At 47.5% G+C, this 17,428-nt stretch carries 13 protein-coding genes; 5 read left to right on the top strand and 8 right to left on the bottom strand.

The genetic code is table 11. The features are described from left to right. The first annotated feature begins 204 nt into the window (after window positions 1–204). From IEW88_RS09155 to cysW, 4 genes are all read left to right on the top strand, one after another. On the top strand, window positions 205–1,476 hold the full coding sequence (locus IEW88_RS09155; protein WP_147903950.1) for a porin: 1,272 nt from the start codon (window positions 205–207) through the stop codon (window positions 1,474–1,476). Between the two features lie 24 nt (window positions 1,477–1,500). Continuing rightward, a complete protein-coding gene (locus IEW88_RS09150; RefSeq protein WP_147903949.1) occupies window positions 1,501–2,496 on the top strand; it encodes a sulfate ABC transporter substrate-binding protein in 996 nt (331 codons plus the stop codon). 135 nt (window positions 2,497–2,631) lie between these two features. Then, complete coding sequence (gene cysT, locus IEW88_RS09145) at window positions 2,632–3,474, top strand: sulfate ABC transporter permease subunit CysT (RefSeq protein ID WP_147903948.1); 843 nt, start codon at window positions 2,632–2,634, stop codon at window positions 3,472–3,474. Further along, complete coding sequence (gene cysW / locus IEW88_RS09140) at window positions 3,471–4,355, top strand: sulfate ABC transporter permease subunit CysW (protein ID WP_147903947.1); 885 nt, start codon at window positions 3,471–3,473, stop codon at window positions 4,353–4,355. Before cysT ends, cysW begins: the two co-directional genes overlap by 4 nt. Window positions 4,356–4,371: 16 nt before the next feature. On the opposite strand, the gene IEW88_RS09135 is transcribed toward cysW, so the two are convergent. Beyond that, on the bottom strand, window positions 4,372–5,661 hold the full coding sequence (locus IEW88_RS09135) for a dicarboxylate/amino acid:cation symporter (RefSeq protein WP_147903946.1): 1,290 nt from the start codon (window positions 5,659–5,661) through the stop codon (window positions 4,372–4,374). 484 nt (window positions 5,662–6,145) lie between these two features. On the opposite strand from IEW88_RS09135, the gene IEW88_RS09130 reads away from it, so the two are divergent. After that, the gene (locus tag IEW88_RS09130; protein ID WP_221411399.1) at window positions 6,146–8,548 is read left to right on the top strand and encodes a TonB-dependent receptor plug domain-containing protein; all 2,403 of its coding nucleotides are present in this window, start codon (window positions 6,146–6,148) and stop codon (window positions 8,546–8,548) included. A 71-nt stretch (window positions 8,549–8,619) separates the two neighbouring features. Here IEW88_RS09130 and IEW88_RS09125 read toward each other — a convergent pair whose 3' ends face one another. The 7 genes from IEW88_RS09125 to parE form a co-directional block, all read right to left on the bottom strand. After that, a complete protein-coding gene (locus IEW88_RS09125; RefSeq protein ID WP_147903945.1) occupies window positions 8,620–9,684 on the bottom strand; it encodes a sulfate/molybdate ABC transporter ATP-binding protein in 1,065 nt (354 codons plus the stop codon). A gap of 263 nt (window positions 9,685–9,947) precedes the next feature. After that, window positions 9,948–10,109, bottom strand: a complete 162-nt coding sequence (locus IEW88_RS09120; protein WP_082335728.1) for a YezD family protein — start codon at window positions 10,107–10,109, stop codon at window positions 9,948–9,950. A gap of 198 nt (window positions 10,110–10,307) precedes the next feature. Beyond that, window positions 10,308–10,706, bottom strand: a complete 399-nt coding sequence (gene rraB / locus IEW88_RS09115) for a ribonuclease E inhibitor RraB (RefSeq protein ID WP_053424260.1) — start codon at window positions 10,704–10,706, stop codon at window positions 10,308–10,310. A gap of 4 nt (window positions 10,707–10,710) precedes the next feature. Beyond that, window positions 10,711–11,451, bottom strand: coding sequence for a 1-acylglycerol-3-phosphate O-acyltransferase (locus tag IEW88_RS09110; RefSeq protein ID WP_053424404.1), 741 nt, complete (start codon window positions 11,449–11,451; stop codon window positions 10,711–10,713). 310 nt (window positions 11,452–11,761) lie between these two features. Continuing rightward, a complete protein-coding gene (gene parC, locus IEW88_RS09105) occupies window positions 11,762–14,032 on the bottom strand; it encodes a DNA topoisomerase IV subunit A (RefSeq protein WP_147903944.1) in 2,271 nt (756 codons plus the stop codon). A 20-nt stretch (window positions 14,033–14,052) separates the two neighbouring features. Continuing rightward, on the bottom strand, window positions 14,053–15,480 hold the full coding sequence (locus IEW88_RS09100; protein ID WP_147903943.1) for a tetratricopeptide repeat protein: 1,428 nt from the start codon (window positions 15,478–15,480) through the stop codon (window positions 14,053–14,055). Window positions 15,481–15,508: 28 nt separating this feature from the next. Continuing rightward, entirely contained in the window at window positions 15,509–17,404 is a 1,896-nt protein-coding gene (parE, locus tag IEW88_RS09095) for a DNA topoisomerase IV subunit B (RefSeq protein ID WP_147903942.1), read from the bottom strand. Window positions 17,405–17,428 lie beyond the last annotated feature (24 nt).

The following is a 17,428-nucleotide window of genomic DNA, read 5'->3' as shown; positions in this document are numbered from 1 at the left end:
AATTTCGTTCTTTTTAAGAATATAAATATCCTCTACATTCATCTCAAGCGTCCAGACGGCTAAAGCTGAAAGCAATTACAGTCGTAGGACCCGAAGCCTCCACAACTAACGCTTCGTAAAAAATAAAAACATCCAGGAACACAAAAACAAAAAAAACAGACTGACCGGAACGCCGGAAGTTTTAAAAAACTTGCGGAGAATGTTATGTCAGCTCAGTACACTCAATATTATGGTTTACACAGTAAAGCCAGAACCCGTCCCACCCGTTTTTATAAAAGCTTTCAACTGGCCAGCCTGAGTGCAGCTTTGTTGGTCAGCTTACCCAGCCAGGCCGGTTTCCCGACCATTTACGGCAAAATTAATGTCAGCGCTCAGCAGTATAATTTCGAAAAGTTAAATTTTGCTCAAACCACACCAGCCACTAACCCTGTTAGCTATCAGCATAGTGGTGCAACCAGCATAGCCGATGAGCTGGACAATACTTCTGTCGAAAGCAATGCCTCGCGTTTTGGTATTCGTGGTGATTTAGACGTGTCTGCCGATCTGAAGATTATTTACCTGGTGGAATACGGTATAGACACAGACAACGGCACCAACGCCAATGGCCGTGAGCTGACTCAGCGCAATATCTACGCTGGCTTGCAAGGTCAATGGGGTACGCTGCTTATCGGCAAAAACGATACGCCACTGAAAACCCTGCAAACCAATACAGTCGTACGGGGCGACATCGACCGTTTTAACGATGCCGCTTTGGCCGATATTGGCAGTTATCTGGTCGGCGAAAACCGCGCCGATAACGTCATCCAATACAACTCGCCTATTTTCCTTGAAGGTTTTGAATTCAGTTTTGCAGCAGTACAAAGCGAAGAAACAGGTATAGCAGTCAACGCCAACAATCCCCAGGATGACAGTGATTTAGCCAGCGGTTATTCCAGCGCTTTAACTTACGGTAAATCCAAATGGTTTGTCGGTGTTGCCATCGACAACAATGTGGCGACCACTGATGCCATCCGGGTTTTAGGCGAAGTAGCTGTTGGCCCGGTGAAATTAGGGGCTATCTACCAAACCGCTGAAGCCCATAAAGACACAGACCGTATTGGCCCCTTCTCTACCTTCGTTGGCTCTTCAGTATCCAGTTCTGGCGCACAAAACGGCCTCAATCCTATCAGCGAATGGGATGGCGCTTCAGGCAATGCCTTTATTGAACAGGATGGTTATGTGCTGAACGCGGCCTGGAAAGTCGCAGGCCCATGGACAGCCAAAGCTCAATACGGCAGTTCAACTTCAACACCAGCCAACAGCAGCTACGGCGATGTAGATGTGACAGCTCTGGCCCTGGGTGTGGATTACAAATTAAGTGACGCAGCACGGCTTTACAGCTACTACGCCCAGTTAGAAACCGAAGGGGACAGTCTGATTGGCACGGTAAAACCTAAAGACAGCACTTTGGCTCTAGGTCTGGATTTCAGATTCTAAAAACTACTTGAACAGGAAAATTTTATGCAAAGCATCAAAAGTAAATTAGTGCTGGCCGCTACTGTACTGACCTTAAGTTCAGGCTTAATGGCCAAAGATATTACCTTACTCAATGTGTCGTACGACCCAACCCGTGAGTTATACCGTGATTACAACAAAGCCTTCTCGGCTTACTGGCAGCAAAAAACTGGTGATAACGTCAAAATTGAACAATCACATGGTGGCTCCGGCAGCCAGTCACGTTCTGTCATTGATGGCTTAAGGGCAGACGTAGTGACTTTAGCGTTGTCCGGCGATATCGACCCACTAGCAAAAATTGGCAAGTTACTGCCGGAAAACTGGGAAAGTCGCTTAGCCGACAGCAGCGCCCCTTACACCTCCACCATAGTATTTCTGGTGCGTAAAGGTAATCCAAAAAATATCAAAGACTGGGACGACCTGGTGAAAGAAGGGGTGGAAGTGATCACTCCGAATCCAAAAACCTCAGGCGGTGCCCGCTGGAACTATTTAGCGGCCTGGGCTTATGCCGAGCAGAAATACGGCTCCGATGATGCAGCCAAAGACTTCGTGGGCAAGCTGTTTAAAAACGTGCCTGTACTGGACTCTGGCGCCCGGGGTTCAACCACCACTTTTGTGCAGCGTGGTATAGGTGATGTGTTATTGGCCTGGGAAAACGAAGCCTTTTTAGCAGTCAATGAATTAGGCAAAGACAAAATTGAAATAGTAGTGCCGTCTTTGTCTATTCTGGCTGAGCCCTCTGTTGCCGTAGTAGATAAAAACACCGAAGCCAAAGGCACCACCGAAGTGGCGACTGCCTACCTGCAGTACCTGTACAGCAAAGAAGGCCAACAACTGGCCGCCAAACATTACTACAGACCCCGTGATAAAGAAGTGGCAGCAGAGTACAGCACACAGTTCCCACAACTGAAGCTGGTGACCATTGCCGACTTTGGTGGCTGGCAAAAAGCCCAACCAGAACACTTTGGTGATGGCGGCGTTTTTGATCAAATTTATAACTAGCCAACACAACGAATTAGAAAGCGACGATATGCAGTTGCAGGGTCGCGACACTGTAGGGGCTGGGTTTATCCCAGCCCGTCTCGCTTCAGCATAAATACAGCCAGAAGCGGATAACCACAAAGGAGGATCCTTCTAGTGACCAAATCATCCTGGCTAAAGCCCACAGTATTACCCGGCTTTGGCTTATCTCTGGGCTTTGCCACCTTTTATTTAAGCTTAATAGTGCTACTGCCTTTAGCTGCTTTATTGGGTCATAGCCTGACGTTACGTTGGGCTGAATTTTGGAAAGTAGTGGCCAGCGACAGAGCTATCGCCAGTTATCAACTGACCTTTGGCGCCTCTTTTATTGCAGCAGCTGTCAATCTGGTGTTTGGTTTGATCGTCGCCTGGGTGTTAGTGCGCTACAACTTCTTTGGCAAAAAAGTGATAGACGCTTTAGTCGATTTGCCCTTCGCTTTACCCACAGCAGTAGCAGGCATAGCGCTGACAGCCATTTATGCCCCCAATGGCTGGATTGGTCAGCACTTAAGTGCTTTAGGCATTAAAGCCGCTTACAGCCCTTTAGGTGTGACTTTAGCGTTGATTTTTATCGGCCTGCCTTTTGTAGTGCGCACAGTGCAGCCTGTGCTCGAAGATCTGGAAAAAGAGATTGAAGAAGCAGCCGCCAGTTTAGGTGCGAACCGCTTACAAACCTTTTGCCGCATTTTATTCCCAGCCTTGTTGCCCTCTTTACTTACAGGTTTTGCATTGGCTTTCGCCCGCGCTGTAGGTGAATACGGTTCTGTGGTCTTTATCAGCGGCAATATGCCGATGAAAACTGAAATTACGCCACTGCTCATCATGACCCGTTTAGAGCAATTTGATTATGCCGGTGCTGCCGCTTTGGGCTCTGTGATGTTATTGATTTCCTTTATTTTATTGCTGCTGATTAACCTGCTCCAACACTGGAGCAATAACAGACATGGAGCTAAAGCATGAGCAGTACCCCACTTCATTCACCTCATCCGGCAGCTGCAACTTTACGTAAAGCAACCACTGAACCTCTATGGGTTCGCCTGCTGCTGACCTGCATAGCATTGTTATTTTTAGCTTTGTTTCTGGTGCTGCCGCTTATTATTGTGTTTAGCGAAGCTTTTGCCCGTGGTGCTGAGCTGTATTGGGCTTCCATCAGTGAACCTGCGGCTTTACATGCAATAAAACTCACACTGATAGCGGCTGCTATTGCTGTACCCTGCAACGTGATTTTTGGTCTGGCCGCCAGCTGGGCAATCGCCAAGTTTCAGTTTAAAGGCCGCCAGCTGCTGATCACCCTGATAGACCTGCCAATAGCCGTTTCGCCTGTGATTGTGGGGTTAAGCCTGATGCTGATTTTTGGCGCCCGGGGTTATTTAGGCGACTGGCTGATGGACCATGAGGTACGTATTATGTTTGCCGTCCCCGGCATAGTGCTGGCGACTATTTTTATCACCTTTCCTTTTGTCGCCCGTGAGCTTATTCCACTGATGCAAGAGCAGGGCAAAGAGCAGGAAGAAGCCGCTTTAACTTTAGGAGCCAACGGCTGGCAAACCTTTTTCCGGGTTACTTTACCTTCAGTGAAATGGGCCTTGTTATACGGCGTGATTTTAGCCAATGCCCGCGCTATGGGTGAGTTTGGTGCTGTCAGTGTGGTGTCAGGCAAAATCCGTGAGCAAACCAATACCATGCCTTTGCATATTGAAATTTTGTACAACGAATACCAGTTTGCTGCCGCTTTTGCCGTATCGTCTTTATTGGCTTTATTGGCTTTAGTCACACTGCTGCTGAAATCTTTGCTGGAATACAAAGCGGCTAAAGATTTAGCCGCTGGTCAACCGCATTAACCTTTACCTGATGGGGTTAGCTGCGAATGTCGCAGCTAACTGGAGTTTCTGTCAAAACTTTGGTAAATACAGTGTCATCTTTTAGCTGATCCCCGGCCCTTGATTCGCTCAGCAAGCCTTCCTGCTCAGCGATCACTAAAGCCACCATAGTGTCACCTGTGACGTTAGTGGTGGTTCTGATCATATCGACAATACGGTCGATGGCAGCGATAAAGGCAATACCTTCCAGTGGTAAACCTACTACGGATAAAGTCACAGTCAGCATTACCAGTGCCGTACCGGGCACACCGGCTGTACCTAATGAAGCCAAAGTGGCAGTACCGACGATCAGCAGATAATCAATAAATTGCAGCTCAATGCCATATAAGTTCGCTATAAAGATAGCGGCTATTGCCGGATAAATACCACCACAACCATCCATATTAATGGTGGAGCCTAAGGGCAAAACAAAACCTGCGTAATCTTTAGATACTTTCAGATCCTCAGTCACAGCTTTGTAACTGGCTGGTAACGAGGCATAACTGGAGCAGGTACTAAGAGCGACCAGCTGCACGGGGAAAATAGCTTTGAAATAGTCAGTGACTTTCATTGAGCTGAAAAAGTGCACAAAACCACCATAAGTCAGGCTGATATGCAGCAAACAGCCCACATAAATAGCCAAAATAAACTTACCCAACGGCAGCAGCATTTCCGGACCATAAGTACCAACCACCCAGGCGATCAAACCAAAAACACCCACAGGAGTAAACAGCAGCACCAGCCGGGTGACTTCAAACATCATATCAGCACCAGAGCGCACCAATGCCAGCATAGCTGTGCCTTTTTCGCCTATATTTCGCAGTGCCAGTCCAAGTAAAATCGCAAATAACATCACAGGTAAAACCTGGCCCTGCGCCATAGCTGCTATTGGATTGGCCGGAATTAAATCCACCAACACCTGACTGACAGGAGGTATGACTTTTTCAGTCACTTGTGTTGCCACTAAGTTCTGGCCTGTTTCAAACTGAAAGGCGGTGCCGACACCAAGACCTATCAGGCTGGCAATCAAAGCTGTCAGTAAAAATAACCCCACAGTTTTACTGGCGATACGACCTAAGCCTTTGCCTTGCCCCAGTGAGGTAATACTTAAAATCAAACTAAAAAACACCAGCGGGATCACTAACATTTTAATCGCATTGATATAGGCGGTTCCTAACGGCTTTAATAGCAACGCGTCAGTACCTAAGACTAAACCCGCGATCACACCCAGCGCCATGGCAACTAACACCTGCTGCCAGAGCGCAAATTTTAAATTGATGTTTTTCATAACAAATTCCGAGAAATAGAGTCGGCCAGTATAAGTGCTATACGGGAGTGGGCCAATTCAGTTCAGTTCTAAGAAAGAACCAAAAGGAGCAAGGCAAGGGTTATTACCACCTCCAAAATATTATATTCAATTTTGGAATATAAATACAGTTTACACAAACATTTCGATCTAATAGATTAAAGTTGTTGTCGCAACTCACCGTCAGCGAGAAGTGGCAACTACTCTGGTTTGAATGGATTCGAAATTCGTAGAGCACAAGAAGTGCTACCCCAGCTACGTCCTATTCCTTGTCCTGTTGCTTGTGGTCCAGAGTCTTTATCGACTTCAGTGACTACCCCAATATAGCCCCGCTAACTTTTGGCGGGGCCTTTTTTATTCAAAAAACCTTTATATCTATTTGAAATATCAAATCACAATTTGTTGAAATATTTACATAAAAGTTTCGGTATGATCTGAAGGTAATACATCATTGAAAGGACTTAGCATGACGATAAAAACTCCACTGGCATCCGCTATCACTTTGGCGCTGCTCAGCAGTGCCTATAGCAATAACGCTTTGGCGCAACAGACGCAGGCCGATGTAGAAAAAATTTCCGTGATCGGCAGCCGTTTATCTGTGCGATCCGCCACAGAAACCAGCGCTCCTGTCGATATTATTGACGAAGCTCAGTTAGCCAGCACAGGCGCACTGGAAACTGCCAAAGCTCTGCAAATGCTGGTACCCAGCTTTAACTTCCCAACATCTTCTATTACAGACGGCTCTGATGCAGTAAAACCAGCCAGCTTAAGAGGTTTGTCGCCCGACCATACTTTGGTACTGGTGAATGGGAAAAGACGCCATGGCACAGCTTTGGTGCACCTGAACGGTACTATGGGCCGCGGTAGTTCCAACGTCGATTTGAATGCAATCCCAGTCTCAGCTATTAAACGTATTGAAGTGCTGCGTGATGGTGCCGCGGCTCAATACGGCTCAGATGCTATTGCAGGTGTAATTAACATAGTACTGAAAGATCAGGCTGGCTCAGGTGAAGTTACAGCCAGTGGCGGACAAACCTATGAAGGCGATGGTGAATACTACAAAGCCGCTATCAATTCAGGCTTTCGTTTTGCCGATACAGGTTTTGTAAACTTCAGTGTTGAACAGCAACACAAAAATGGTACCAACAGAGCGGGTTTAGACCCACGTCAGCAATACAACCCGGTCAATGGAGCTCCGGACCCGCGCGAAGCCAGTTTTAACCGCTTAAGTCACAAAGTAGGAGATGCAGCTTTTAAACAACAAGCTGTGTTTGTTAATGCAGGCTACGAGTATGGCAGCACAGAATGGTACGCCTTTGGTGGAGCCAGCCACAGAGAATCAGCTTCAGGTGCATTCTACCGGATAGCAAAAGACGCCCGTAACATCCCGGAAATTTATCCTGACGGTTATCTGCCGGAAATAGCACCGGAATCAGGTGATTACTCCTTAACGGCAGGTGTCAAATTTGATGTGGCCGATTGGCGTCTGGATTTTTCAGCAGGCACAGGCGAAAGCAGCTTCAAATACTATGTCAATAATTCGCTGAATGCATCTTTTGGCCCCAACAGCCCAACCAGCGCGTATGCCGGTGAGCTGGTCAATGCTGAGCAAAACTTTAATCTGGATGCCAGTAAAAGATACAGCTTTGTCAACGACTCAGAACTGGTGGTTTCAACAGGCTTAAGCCGTCGTCACAACAGTTATCAGATCAACGCTGGCGAACAGTTGTCATGGCGCAATTATGGTTATCAGAATAAAGCCGGAGGCATTCAGGGTTTTGGTGGTTTTACACCAGAGTCAGAAGTTGACGAATCACGCCACAATACTGCGCTTTATCTGGAACTTGAAAACGCTTTAACCGACGACTTTACCTGGGGTGCTGCTTTGCGTCAGGAAGATTATTCCGACTTTGGCAGTGACACCAGCTGGAAACTGTCTGGCCGTTATCAGTTGACTGAGAAATGGGCTATCCGTGCTACCGCAAACGATGCATTCCGTGCTCCTAGCGTGCAGCAACTGTATTTTTCTAACTTGTCGACACTTTTCGTGGCCGATCCACAAACTGGTGTACTGACCCCCACGGAGTCCGGTACTTTTAACAATATATCTGCGGTCACCCGAGCTATTGGCCAGGGTGATTTAAAAGCGGAGTCGGCGTTAAGTTTCAGTGGCGGTATCACCTTTCAGGGCGATGACGGCTTTAGCTTCACGCTGGATGGCTACCGTATTGAGCTGGACGATCGTGTGATCCTGACAGGCAGCGTCAGCCGTGCCGACAGTACTGCTTTAGCTGATATCTTGGGTGATTCAGGTGCAAACTCTGTTCGTTTCTTTACCAACGCAGTAGATACCACCACTCAGGGCCTGGAAGCTGTAGTGGCTTATCAGTGGGATGCTGGTTTGTGGGGTGAATGGAAAACCTCATTCAGTGCGCAATACAACGATACGGATATAGACGCCATTCGTGTGCCTGCTTTACTGGATGGTCTTCAGAGTAAGCTGTTTGACCGGGTGGAACAGGTACGTTTAACCAAAGCTAACCCGCACAAAGGCGCGGTTTGGAGCCTGACGCAGGATTACAAACAGCTACAAACTAATTTGAGGTTCAACTACTTTGGTCCTTACACTATTGGTTATGCCACAGGCGATAAAACTTATAGCGGTAAAACCACAGTGGATATCAGTTTCCACTATGAGCTGACAGACCTGTTACGTTTTGGTTTTGGTGCCAACAACCTGTTTGATACCTATCCGGATAAACAACCAGAGATCAACAGCTTCAATGGCATCTTTATCTACCCTAATACCAATGCACCTTTTGGCTTTAACGGCGGCTCTTATTACGCCGATCTGAGTTATCGCTTCTAAAGTGATTCCATCGAAAAAGGCAGCTGAAGCTGCCTTTTTTATTCACTGTGCATTAGCGCATACTGACAATATTAAATACCCTCACCCAAAAAAACCTTGGTATAACGGGGCTTCACCCAGGCTTGTTGGCCCAATGATAAACCCAGTTGTTTAAAACGATCGCGCGCCAGCTCGACATGAATAAGTTGCTGGCTATCTTTGGCTAGTAGCTCCAACCGGACATTAGGCCCTACTGTGGTAATGAGGTCGACTTTAGCTTCCAAAGCCTCGTCCGTAGGTTTGAGCAACAGATCAATTTCATGCGGCCGTACATAAGCAAAACCACTTTCTTCCTGTTCGTTGGTAAATTCCGGCGATGCTACAGAGAACTGGCCAATGTCGGCTTTGCCTTGTTTCACCCGGGCATGGAACAGGTTTACATTGCCTAAAAACTCATAGACAAAAGGATTGGCCGGGTTGTCGTACACTTGCTCGGGTGAGCCTTGCTGCTCAATCCGGCCTTTGTTCATCACCACTATTTTGTCTGCCACTTCAAGCGCTTCTTCCTGATCGTGGGTGACAAACACACTAGTGACATGAATTTCATCGTGTAGTCGTCGCAGCCAGCGACGCAATTCAGCTCTGACCTTGGCATCCAGCGCACCAAAGGGTTCATCCAGCAGCAGTACTTTAGGCTCTACGGCCAAAGCCCGGGCTAAGGCAATACGTTGACGCTGACCACCGGATAGCTGTGACGGATAGCGGTCGGCCGTCCAGTCCAGTTGCACCAGCTCTAGTAAATGCTGCACTTTTTTGCGGATAAGCTCCGGTGAAGGACGATGCTTTTTGGGTTTGACTGTTAAACCAAAAGCGACGTTTTCATAGACGGTCATATGCTTAAACAGCGCATAGTGCTGAAACACAAAACCTACACCACGTTCTGAAACATGGCGGGCGCTGATATCCAGATCATCAAAATGGATACTGCCACTGTCGGCTTGTTCTAAGCCAGCGATAATACGCAATAAGCTGGTTTTGCCTGAACCTGAAGGGCCAAGTAAGGCGGTTAATTCGCCAGTCTGAATGGATAAACTGACATGATCGACGGCAACAAAGTCGCCAAATTTTTTATTGATCTGATCTATGCGGATGCTCATAGTTAGGCTCTGAGTTCAGGTTGTAGCCAGCACAGTTTTTGTATTAGTGGCTCAACATCACTTCAGATCCGGTGGTCCGGTGCGCAGAAGCAGGTGAAAAAATTGGTTCCCTAAGTAATTGCAGTTGCGGCAAGGCGACCAGTGAAAGAATCCCCATGAACATAGTGGCCTATGTGATTGGGGTGATAGAGCATGGTCAACACAGCAGCAGCTTCAAGTACGACGGGCAGGTTCACTGAGGGAAACAGTCTGAACCTTTGAGACTAAGGTTTATCCAGTCGTAGTTTTTCGTTTTTTTCCAGCTGCACTAATTTACCTTGATGAAACACCAGTTCAATAGAGCCAAACTCAACCCGACCCACCAGTTTTTCCAGTTTATCGAGCAATTGGTTCAGCAAATCTGCAGATAGTTCTTTTGCCGCCATCTATGTTCTCCTTAAGGACATCTGTATGTCTTTAAGCATTAAAGCAGAGCCAACTAATAACTTAAAATACTTTAAAGTAGCAAGATTATACGAAAAAGAAATATGAGACTGTAATAGAAAAAGGCCAGAGTGGTAGCTCTGGCCTTTTTGTTTGATCCCAACAGATTAGAGATCTGAATAGGTAAAAGCAGGTTTTACTTAATGACGTGGAGCTTCGTCGCCGTCGTCTTCGTCATCCTCGAAGTCGCCGTCTTCGTCTTCACCACCTTCAAAATAGGTGCCCCAGCCATCGTATTCGACACCAAACTTCTGCGCTAAGGCTTCCAGTTTAATCGCATCTGCTGTGATGCTGGCGCCATCCAGCGACTGTTCACGAATAGCGTCGAATACCCAGGCTGTGCCGCCTTCTTCAAATTCAACTTCTTCGGCGTCTGTTACTTCGTAACCTAATTTAAAGACTTCCACAGCCAGTTTTTCTAAGCGGGCAAAATCTTCATGGTAAAAATGGTGTTCGATGGTGTATTCCGCATCCGGATCGCTGCCATCTTCCATCAATGCAGCTATGGTGTCTTCAGTAAATTCTTGCCAGTTTTCCATGATATTACCCCGTGACAGTCAATGAGTCGGCAGTGTAGTCGGTTGCCACTTCGCTATCAAGCAGCTTAATCTTATCTGCCATCTGTTGCCGTATTGTTTCAGCCAGTTCACGGGCCGGAGTTCCTGCTTCAGGATAAATAGGTGGCATGATTTCAATAATGACTCTGCCATTATTCCACTTGTTTAACCGTACTTTGCCGGTGTTACTCATGCAGATGGGCACCAGCGGCACTTTGGCTTGCTGAGCTATATGAAAAGCGCCAGTTTTAAAAGGCAATAAACCACGACCATAACTGCGGGTGCCCTCTGGAAACACCCACACCGATACTTTGTCCTGCACTATACGGTCGACTGCGCCTTGCATAGTGCCTACAGCTTTTGATTTGTTGGCTCTGTCGATTAGTATGTTGCCACTGAGCCAATACAGCTGACCAAAAAACGGGATCCATTTCAGACTTTTTTTACCTATGGTGACAGTACCTGGCAACAAGGCTTTGCTGATGGTGAATAAATCGTAGTTATTCTGATGGTTGGCTAAAAATACACAGGGCATAGCTGCCGTCACTTCAGCAGACTGGCGAACTTCCACTTTTAAACCAAAGATCCAGGCCGACCAGCCATACCAGCTGGAAAACAAGGCGACATTCGGGACATAAAAAGGACGCACCAGACAGATCAGCAAACCCACTAAGGCACTGATTATAATAAAGATGGTGACCAGCACCAGACGAATAATGGCTAACACAAAAGGGCCCCTGTATTTTACAAGGGCCTGAGTATAACGGTTTGGCATCATAAGTCTGGTTTGATCTGTTTCCCCGTCGTACTTGACGCTGCAGCTTTGTTGACTGCGCCATCCCGCCCCAGTCACATAGTAAACTATGCTTCTGGGGTCGTGCTGACTTGTCGCCTCGCTGCAACCTCAATTACTTAGGGGAAATAATAAGTTGCATCTGACGCTGCAGTACAAGGGCAGGGATAAACCCCGCCCCTGCAATGAGCAACCCTAAATACCGTAGGGGCGACCTTTATGGTCGCCCGCAAAGCAACAACATCTATTCCGCAGTATCTCCAGCCACTTCACCGGTCAGCAGCTCGTCTATACGCTGCAAACCACGAGGCAGCTTGTTACCACGACGGCCACGTTCCCCTATGTAATGGGCTAAATCATCCACCTTGATGGTCATTTTGCGTTTACCCGCCACTAAGGTCACAGCTGTGGCAGCAGGCACTACGGTTAATAGTTTCAGATACTCTTCACGGCTGGCGGCACGGGCTGAAGGGATAGACAATATCTTATTGCCTTTACCTTTACTCAACTGCGGTAAATCAGCCACAGGGAACACCAGCATACGACCTTCAGTACTGATGGCGACCACTAAATCTGTTTCCGGATTTTTAATAGGCACAGGTGGTAATACTTTAGCGCCAGTCGGTAAGCTTAATACCGCTTTACCGGCTTTATTACGGCTGACTAAATCGGCAAAAGTGCCAACAAAACCATAACCAGCATCACTGGCCAGCAATAACTTCTGACTGTCTTCCGCCATCAGTACATGCTCAAAGGTCTCCCCTGCCACGAGAGTAAAACGGCCGGTCAGCGGCTCACCCTGACCACGGGCTGAAGGTAAATCATGAGCCTCCGCCGCAAAGCTGCGCCCCGATGAGTCGATAAAGGCAGCGTATCTGTTACTGCGGCCCATAGCAGCCGCTTTAAAACCATCCCCTGCTTTGTATTGCAGGCTGTTGCCGTCGACATCATGACCTTTGGCACAGCGCACCCAGCCTTTTTCTGACAACACAACAGTCACTGCTTCGCTTGGCAGTAGTTCTTTTTCGCTTAAGGCTTTGGCTTCTTCACGCTGCACTATCGGGCTTCTGCGGTTATCGCCATATTTTTCTGCATCCGCCAGCAACTCTTCACGAATCAGTTTGGTCAGCTTTTTCTCTGACCCTAAAATACCTTCTAAGTAATCACGCTCTTTTTCCAGCTCGGCCTGTTCGCCGCGGATTTTCATCTCTTCAAGCTTGGCTAAATGACGTAACTTTAATTCCAGAATAGCTTCAGCCTGACGTTCAGAAATGCCAAAGTGCGACATCAACACAGGTTTTGGCTGATCGTTCTCTCGGATGATTTTGATCACTTCGTCTATGTTTAAAAAGGCGATCAACAAACCTTCTAAGACATGCAATCTGTCCAGCACTTTATCTAAACGGAATTGCAGACGACGACGCACTGTATCACGGCGGAACACCAGCCATTCCGACAAGACTTCCACTAAGTTTTTCACCCGGGGTCTTTGGTCCAGACCCAGAATGTTTAAATTGACCCGATAGCTTTTTTCCAGATCCGTAGTGGCAAACAAATGTGCCATCAGCTGTTCAACGTCTATACGGTTGGAACGCGGCACTATCACAATACGGGTCGGGTTTTCATGGTCGGACTCATCACGCAAATCACTGACCATAGGCAGTTTTTTTGCGTTCATCTGAGCAGCTATCTGTTCCAGCACTTTGGCACCCGAGGTTTGGTGCGGCAGAGCTGTGATAATAATGTCGCCATCTTCCAGCTGATACAAACCACGCATCTTGATACTGCCGCGGCCTGTTTCGTACATAGCCTGCAGTTCATGCGCCGGACTAATAATTTCAGCGTCGGTTGGATAATCCGGCCCCTGAATATACTGCATCAAATCAGGCACTGTGGCTTTAGGGTTGTCCAGCAAATAGGCGGTGGCATTGGCCACTTCACGAGCGTTGTGCGGCGGAATATCTGTCGCCATACCTACAGCTATACCCGTCACGCCGTTGAGCAAAATATGCGGTAAACGCGAAGGTAAAGTGCGGGGTTCGTCCATAGTGCCGTCAAAGTTCGGCACCCAGTCCACAGTACCCTGCCCAAGCTCGTTTAATAACACTTCGCTGAAACGGGACAATTTGGCTTCGGTATAACGCATCGCAGCGAAAGACTTTGGATCGTCCGGCGCACCCCAGTTGCCCTGACCATCGACGAGCGGGTAACGATAAGAAAAGGGCTGAGCCATCAGTACCATAGCTTCGTAACAGGCGCTATCTCCATGAGGATGAAACTTACCTAACACATCACCGACAGTACGGGCAGATTTTTTGTACTTTGCCAGATGCGATAAACCCAGCTCTGACATCGCATAAATAATACGGCGTTGTACTGGTTTTAAACCGTCGCCGATAAAAGGCAGAGCACGGTCCATAATGACGTACATCGAATAGTTCAGGTAGGCTTCTTCAGTGAAGCGACGCAGCGGCAGCTGCTCTGTCCCTTCATTGGATATTATAATATCTGTCATAGTTAGCTTATAGCCTGTTTCTAGTGTGTTTTCTCAAGTGACTTTTGCTGCAATTGTGCCTGCATCTGGGCCTGACGGCGTGCCAGTTGCCACAGCAGTAATACCAGTAAAATTAAACTGGTAGAGCCAAAGAGCCCAATCCATAACCATTGGTTTTGTCTTTTACGTTCTGCTTCCTGCAGGCGCAGAGCCTGTAATTCATTGTCTTTTTCCAGCAGTTCATTTTGTGCTTGCTGGCGCTGTGCATCAAAACCTAAACGCAATTTTTCGACCGACAGCTCATGTTCTTTATTGCGTAATTTGTGATAGCCCTTAAAAAACTGGTCCAGATGCTCATAGGCCTTTTGATAACGACCCGAGTCTGCTTCCAGCTTGGCTTTTAAATTCAGGATCCATAACTGGCTGGATTGATTGGCATCATTTTCTTCTTTGCTTAAGCTTTGCTCCGCCTGAGCCAATTCCTGGCTGGCTAAAGAGGTTTGCCCTAATTCACGATAAATCAGCGCTTTTTCGTAATGATGCATTGAGTTTTGATAAGTCGACTGCAAGCCTGGCAAATACTGTTCGGCTTTTTCGATATAGGCTAAAGCAGCATCCAGCTTTTCATTATCTTTACTGGTAGAAGCCAGACCCAAATAGGCGAAATACAAATTAGCCTGATCCTGCTGCGCCACCGCCAACTGCAACAACTGATCATAACTTTGCATAGCTTTGTCGTACTGTTCTAAGTAGCTGTAACTTCTGGCCAGATTAAACAGCACATCCATTTTGTCTTTTTGCCAACCTAAGGCCTCATAACCTGCAATAGCCTTTTCCATAAAGTCTATGGCTTCTTTGTCAAAACCAAGGCCTACGTACAACAGCCCTAATTCAGCATTTACGTAGGCGAGAATTTCAGGGTCTTTTAGCACCAGAGCTCTGTCATAACTGCTTTTGAGCAGCACCAAAGCCTCCTGAAACTTATCCTGAATGCTGTAAATAGCTGCAATATTAATGTCCGCTTCGATATGCAGTTTTTCAGCCTTTAACTCTGTCGCCAAAGCCGACGCTTGCTGATAATAATGCAAGGCCTGCTGATACTGGCTTTGCATCTCCAGGGCAAAACCTAAATTGTTCCAAAAATCGATGGTGATTAAATCCCGGCGCTCGCCCAGTAAAGCCAGACCTCGCTCAGCCACTTCCTGTTGCTGCTGGTGTTTGCCCAAACTTTCATACACATCAGAGAGCTGTAATAAGTACTGCACCTGCAGCTCAACAGGCCAATCGCCATAAAATGACTGTTGCTGCTGTAGAAGTTGCAGCATTTGCTCCGGTTGTTGCGCTTTTTGTTGTTTGACCTGCACCAGCCATTGAGGCCAGACCGCGTCTTCCGCCTGCAGCGGAGCTGCCAAACAAAAACAGAGGCTTAACAGAGTTCCCCATGTTCTGAGGTATTGTTTTTGTTTCATCTGTAATCCCTCAGGCACGGCTCAATAGCTACACAGCCACTATAGCGCGGTCGCCTTTCATCTCCAGCCAGTCTTTCCGGTCTGTGGCCCGTTTTTTCGCCAGCAACATATCCATCATTTCCATCGTCTGTACCAAATCATCGATGGTCAGTTGCACCAAGCGTCTGGTATTTGGATCTATAGTCGTTTCGCGCAGCTGCAATGGGTTCATTTCACCCAGACCTTTAAAACGTTGCACGTTGATTTTGCTGCGTTTTTTCTCAGCTTCTAACCGATCCAGAATGCCTTTTTTCTCATCTTCATCCAGCGCATAAAATACTTCTTTGCCACAATCAATACGGTACAAAGGCGGCATAGCGACATAAATATGCCCTGCTTCCACCAGCGGGCGGAAATGGCGCATAAACAAGGCACATAATAAGGTTGCGATGTGCAAACCATCTGAGTCAGCATCGGCCAGAATACAAATTTTGCCGTAGCGCAGCTGACTTAAATCGGCTGAGTTCGGGTCCATACCTATAGCCACAGAAATATCATGTACTTCCTGTGAACCCAAGATTTGCTCAGATTCCACTTCCCAGGTATTCAGAATTTTACCGCGCAGTGGCATGACAGCCTGGAATTCACGATCCCTTGCCTGTTTGGCTGAACCGCCGGCTGAATCCCCTTCGACAAAAAACAATTCAGTGCGGTTTAAATCCTGTGAGGAACAGTCAGATAACTTGCCTGGCAAGGCAGGACCAGCAGTGACTTTCTTACGGATAATTTTTTTCGCCGCACGCAAACGTTTTTGCGCATTGTTGATACAAAACTCAGCCAGTTGTTCAGCAATGTCCGTGTGTTCGTTCAACCACAAGCTAAAAGCGTCTTTGACCACACCGCTGATAAAAGCCACAGCCTGACGGGACGATAACTTCTCTTTAGTCTGACCGGCGAACTGCGGTTCCTGCATTTTTAACGACAGAATGTAACTACACCTGTCCCAGACGTCCTCAGGTGTTAACTTGATGCCACGCGGCAATAAATTACGGAATTCACAAAAATCACGCAGCGCTTCTAACAATCCCTGCCGCAAACCGTTAACGTGAGTGCCGCCCTGAGCTGTTGGGATCAGGTTGACATAACTTTCTGTCACCAACTCGCCGCCCTCAGGCAACCAGAGCACGGCCCACTCCACGGCTTCATGGCTGGCGCTTAAGCTGCCAACAAAAGGCTGCTCAGGCAAAGCGACCATGTCTTTGACCGCATCCATTAAATAGTCACGGATACCGGCCTGATAACACCACTGATAACTCTGGTTGTTTACTTTGTCGTCAAACTTGATGGTGAGGCCAGGACACAATACCGCTTTGGCTTTGAGCACATGCAGCATACGGCTGACCGAAAACTTCGGCGAATCAAAATAATCCGGCGCAGGCCAGAACCGCACGCGGGTGCCTGTATTACGTTTACCTACAGTACCGGTAATTGCCAGTTCACTGACTTTGTTGCCGTGTTCAAAAGCTATTTCATAGACATTACCATCACGGCGCACCGCTACATCGACCCGGCTGGACAAGGCGTTGACCACAGAAATACCTACGCCGTGCAAACCACCGGAGAACTGGTAGTTTTTATTGGAGAACTTGCCACCAGCGTGCAAACGGCAGAGGATCAGTTCAACACCAGACACCCCTTCCTCAGGGTGGATATCCACCGGCATACCACGGCCGTTGTCTATGACTTCCAGCGACTGGTCTTCGTGCAAAATCACATGCACTAAATCGGCATGGCCAGCCAAAGCTTCATCGACGCTGTTATCTATAACTTCCTGGCCTAAGTGGTTAGGACGGGTGGTATCGGTATACATACCTGGACGGCGCTGCACTGGCTCAAGGCCGGTCAGCACCTCAATGGAATCGGCGTTGTATTGCTGGTCTGTCATAGGGCAAACATCACTTCTTTGATG

Origin of the sequence: Rheinheimera tangshanensis, from assembly GCF_014645135.1 — a bacterium.
GTDB classification, from domain to species: Bacteria; Pseudomonadota; Gammaproteobacteria; order Enterobacterales; family Alteromonadaceae; genus Pararheinheimera; species Pararheinheimera tangshanensis.
Note: the sequence above shows the minus strand (reverse complement) of the source record. Positions and strands in the feature narration are given on the sequence as shown.